5 protein-coding genes are annotated in these 4299 nt (G+C 61.8%); 1 reads left to right on the top strand and 4 read right to left on the bottom strand.

Annotation, left to right across the window (positions count from 1 at the left end):
• The 4 genes from B3C64_RS05935 to nrdH all read right to left on the bottom strand — a co-directional run.
• Positions 1–354, bottom strand: a 354-nt coding sequence (locus tag B3C64_RS05935; protein WP_291534397.1) for a ribonucleotide-diphosphate reductase subunit beta, incomplete at its 3' end; no start/stop codon positions are given.
• Positions 355–505: 151 nt separating this feature from the next.
• The gene (nrdE, locus tag B3C64_RS05930; RefSeq protein ID WP_291534396.1) at positions 506–2686 is read right to left on the bottom strand and encodes a class 1b ribonucleoside-diphosphate reductase subunit alpha; all 2181 of its coding nucleotides are present in this window, start codon (positions 2684–2686) and stop codon (positions 506–508) included.
• 2 nt (positions 2687–2688) lie between these two features.
• Positions 2689–3123, bottom strand: a complete 435-nt coding sequence (nrdI, locus tag B3C64_RS05925) for a class Ib ribonucleoside-diphosphate reductase assembly flavoprotein NrdI (RefSeq protein ID WP_291534394.1) — start codon at positions 3121–3123, stop codon at positions 2689–2691.
• Positions 3120–3353, bottom strand: coding sequence for a glutaredoxin-like protein NrdH (gene nrdH, locus B3C64_RS05920; protein WP_291534392.1), 234 nt, complete (start codon positions 3351–3353; stop codon positions 3120–3122). The genes nrdI and nrdH overlap by 4 nt, the downstream gene beginning before the upstream one ends.
• Positions 3354–3746: 393 nt before the next feature.
• Between nrdH and B3C64_RS05915 the strand changes: the two genes are divergently transcribed.
• Positions 3747–4299 (top strand): NADPH-dependent FMN reductase (locus tag B3C64_RS05915; RefSeq protein WP_291534390.1); only part of this gene is annotated, 553 nt, incomplete at its 3' end.

The following is a 4299-nucleotide window of genomic DNA, read 5'->3' as shown; positions in this document are numbered from 1 at the left end:
CGACGAATAGCTTTTGGCATGGACCGATTCCATGAACGCGATATTCGTGTAGACGGCCTCTTCATGCGGGGTGAGCGCGTCGGGGATGAGGCTGACCGCGCCGACGGTCCCCTGAATGGTGTCGAGCAGGGTGAGGCCGGTGAACACGCGCATGGTCAGCGTGCGCTCCGCCTCCCCCATGCTCCGCCAGACCGGCAGGTCGTTGGATACCGGCACTTTCTCCGGCAGCCAGAAGTTGCCGGTCAGCCTATCCCATACCTCGAGGTCCTTGTCGTCTTCGAGTTTGTTCCAATTGATGGCGCTCACGCGGTCGATGAGCCTAAGCCGCTTGCGCGGTACGGATATCGGTGCCATGCCGGCCGTCCTTTCTGGTCGTCCTGTTGTTTCCGATTGGTTTTCCGCCGCGTCCGTACAGGCGTCGGTATTCGTCCGGTGCCGTCAGTCGCAGCACCGCGCGGTAGACCATGGGTGACATGGTCGGCTCCTTTCCTTGGGTTTGCCGAATTCAGAGCATGCAGCTGACGCAGCCCCGCACTTCGGTCCCGGACAGCGCCTGCTGGCGTATCCGGATGTAGTACAGTGTTTTGATGCCCTTGCGCCACGCGTAGATCTGCGCCTTGTTCAGATCTCTGGTGGTCGCCGTGTCGGGGAAGAACAGGGTCAGGGACAATCCCTGGTCGACGTGTCGCGTGGCCTCGGCGTAGGTGTCGACGATGGCCTTCCATCCGATCTCGTACGCGTCCGCGTAATAGTCGAGGTTCCCGTTGGTCATGTACGGCGCCGGATAGTAGATGCGGCCGATTTTGCCTTCCTTGCGTATCTCGATCTTCGACGCGATCGGATGGATGGAACTCGTGGAATGGTTGATGTACGAGATCGATCCCGTGGGCGGCACGGCCTGCAGGTACTGGTTGAAGATGCCGTCGCGGATGATGTCGTCCTGCAGGCGTTTCCAATCCTCCGCATCGGGGATCCGGATGCCGCGGCTCGCGAACAGCGCCGCGACCTTTTCCGTCTTCGGCGCCAGCGAGCGAGCGCCGTCCGTGTATTTGTCGAAGTAGTTGCCTTCGCCCGCCGGTTTCGCGTAGTCGGACCGTTCGAAGCCGGCGAAACGCGTGCCGTGTTCGATGGCGAGCGCGTGCGAGGCACGGTAGGCGTGATAGGCGACGGTCATGAAATACATGTCGGTGAAGTCGAGGGCTTCGGGCGAACCGTACATGATGGCTTCCCTGGCCAGGAATCCGTGCAGGTTCATCTGTCCCAGGCCGATGGCGTGGCCTTCGTCGTTGGCTCGTTTGATGGATGGCACGCAGGTGATGTCCGTGTGTTCGGACACCGAGGTGAGCGCGCGGATCGCCCGTTCCACCGTTTGGGCGAGTCCGCCGTCCATGGCTTTGGCGATGTTGAGGGATCCGAGGTTGCAGGAGACGTCGCGCCCCACATGCGCGTACGAGAGGTCCTCGTGGTAGGCGCTGGGCTCCTGCACCTGGAGGATTTCCGAGCACAGGTTGCTCATGGTGATTCTGCCGTCTATCGGGTTGGCGCGGTTCACGGTGTCTTCGAACACCATGTACGGGTATCCGGATTCGAATTGCAGTTCGGCGAGGGTCATGAAGAACTCTCGCGCGTCGATGTAGGTTTTGCCGATGCGGTCGTCGCCCACCATGGCCTGGTAGTTTTCGCTGATGGGAACGTCGGCGAACGGTTTGCCCATGACGCGTTCGACGTCGTACGGACTGAACAGGGCCATGCGTTCGTGGCGTTTGGCCAGCTCGAAGGTGATGTCGGGGATCACCACGCCGAGCGCGAGGGATTTGATGCGGATCTTCTCGTCGGCGTTTTCGCGTTTCGTGTCGAGGAATCGCATGATGTCGGGATGGTGGGCGCTGAGGTACACCGCGCCGGCGCCCTGCCTGGCGCCCAGCTGGTTGGCGTAGCTGAAGGAGTCCTCCAGGAGCTTCATCACGGGGACGACGCCGCTGGATTGGTGTTTGATGCGTTTGATGGGGGCGCCGGCCTCGCGCAGGTTGCTGAGCAGCAGCGCGACGCCGCCTCCGCGTTTGCTCAGTTGCAGCGCGGCGTTGATGCCGCGTGAGATCGATTCCATGTTGTCTTCGATGCGGACGAGGAAGCAGCTGACGGCCTCTCCCCTTTGCGCTTTGCCGAGGTTGAGGAAGGTGGGCGTCGCCGGCTGGAAGCGCCCGGATGCGATTTCCGCGAAGTATGCCTTGGCCTGGATCTGGTCGCCGTCCGCGAGCGCGAGGGCAACGGCTGCGGCGCGCTGGGGGAAGTTCTCCAGGTATCGTTCGCCGTCGAAGGTCTTCAGCGCGTAGGACCGGTAGAATTTGAACGCGCCGAGGAAGGTGTCGAATTCGAAGCCGCAATGGTCCACGTCGTCATAGAAGTCGTCGAGGAAGTCCGCGTCGTAGCGTGCGAATACGGATCCGTCGTAGTAGCCGTTCGCGATGAGGTAGTCGAGTCGGTCGCGGGTGGAGTCGAAGCGGACGGTGTTGGGCAGCACGTGCCTTTCGACGTATTCGCGTTCGGCCTGCCGGTCCTTGTCGAATTGGATTCGGCCTTGGTCGTCGTAGAGGTTCAGCATCGCGTTGAGCGCGTGCCAGTCGTGGGCGCGGTCGTAGGTCGCGCCGTCGGCGGTCGTGGTGTTCGTCGTTGGATTGTCTGTCATGGTTATCGTTGTTCCCGTTGTGTGCGTTCGTCGAAGAATGTCCGCAGTCCCTCGCGGACCGTCGCGGCGTCTTCCTGTGTGCCCATCAGTTCGAACCGGTAGAGCAGGGGCACGTGGCATTTGGCTGCGATGATGTCACCGGCGATGCCGTACGCCTCGCCGAAGTTGGTGTTGCCGGACGCGATGACCCCGATGATGTGGCTGCGGTTGCGTTCGTCGTTGAGGAATCGTTTGACCTGTATGGGCACGGCTTTGCGTATCGTTCCGCCGCCGTATGTCGGCGTCAGCAGGACGTAGGGTTCGTCCACCTGGAGTTCCGGCTCGTTCGGCAGCAGCGGGAGGCGCAGCGTGCGGATACCGAGTTCATCCAGCCGGCAGGCATCGACGAATCGCGCCGTGTTGCCGGACGCCGAGGAGAAGTACACCAGGGCGCTCATTGGTCCGGTGCCTCCAGACCACGGATTTTGTCGGGCCGGTATCCGGACCAGGATTCGTCGCCTGCGAGGACCACGGGCATCTGCCTCCAGCCTTCGTTCCGCAGTCTGTCGGAGATGCGAGCGTCGGCCGTGACGTCGATGGCCGTGTATGCGAGTCCGCGCCTGTCGAACTGACGTTTCGTCGCCGAGCATTGCGGGCAGTTCGGTTTGGTGTATATCGTGATGTTCATGTCTCGCGTCCTTCCACGACCGTGCGTCGTTGATACGTTGCGAAACCTTATCCGAACGAAAATAAAAATCAAGACCACAACATGCAGTGTCTCGATGTGTCCAAGAACACTACATACGGTGTGTCTTCAATGTTGGCAACCGTTTTGGGGACCCTTCCGGAGCCTTCGTGGAATTTTGTGGGCTTTTTCACACCGTATGCCGCAGCCCGTATGCCCCCGGCCCCATGGAAACGCCCGAAACCGCCGGGATGCGGACAATCCATGAGATTGGCTCACACGCCGCGGCCGGTTTTCCCGTGAGCGTAAACCCCTTGCGCCGCTCACACCTTCTGCAATCATTGCCCATAACCCCTCGGGGGGTATCCGTATCCGTATCACGCCAAGGAGATGCATATGCCGCAGCCGCGCATTCTTTTCGTCATCGGCTCCCTCCGCAAGGGATCCTTCAACCAGCGTCTCGCCGATGTGGCCGCGAAACATCTGGATGGCCGCGCCGAGATTTCGACTTTGGACTACCGCGACCTTCCGCAGTTCGACCAAGGCGAGGAGTTCCCCGCGCCGCCATCCATCGCCGACGCGCGCGAACAGGTCTCCCAGGCGGACGCCGTGTGGATATTCACGCCCGAATACAACTACAGCTATCCGGGAACGCTGAAGAACCTGCTGGATTGGCTGTCCCGCCCGCTGGACCCGACGTTCCAGGATAAAACCACCGTGCTCACCGGCAAGAAGGTGGCGCTCACCTCCGCCGCCGGCAAATCCGCGGGCGCCGGCGTGCGCGGCAAGCTCACCGAGATCCTCGACTTCCTCAAGTCCGACCTTCTCGGACGCCAGGTCGGCATCGTGCTGCCGGGCGAGGCGTTCGTCACCGGCGAATACGAGCCTTCCGCCGACGACGTGAAAGCGGTCGAACTGCAGGCCGACGAGCTGCTCGACTCCATCGGCA

Origin of the sequence: Bifidobacterium sp. UBA6881 (assembly GCA_002451435.1) — a bacterium.
GTDB lineage: Bacteria > Actinomycetota > Actinomycetes > Actinomycetales > Bifidobacteriaceae > Bifidobacterium.
Note: the sequence above shows the minus strand (reverse complement) of the source record. Positions and strands in the feature narration are given on the sequence as shown.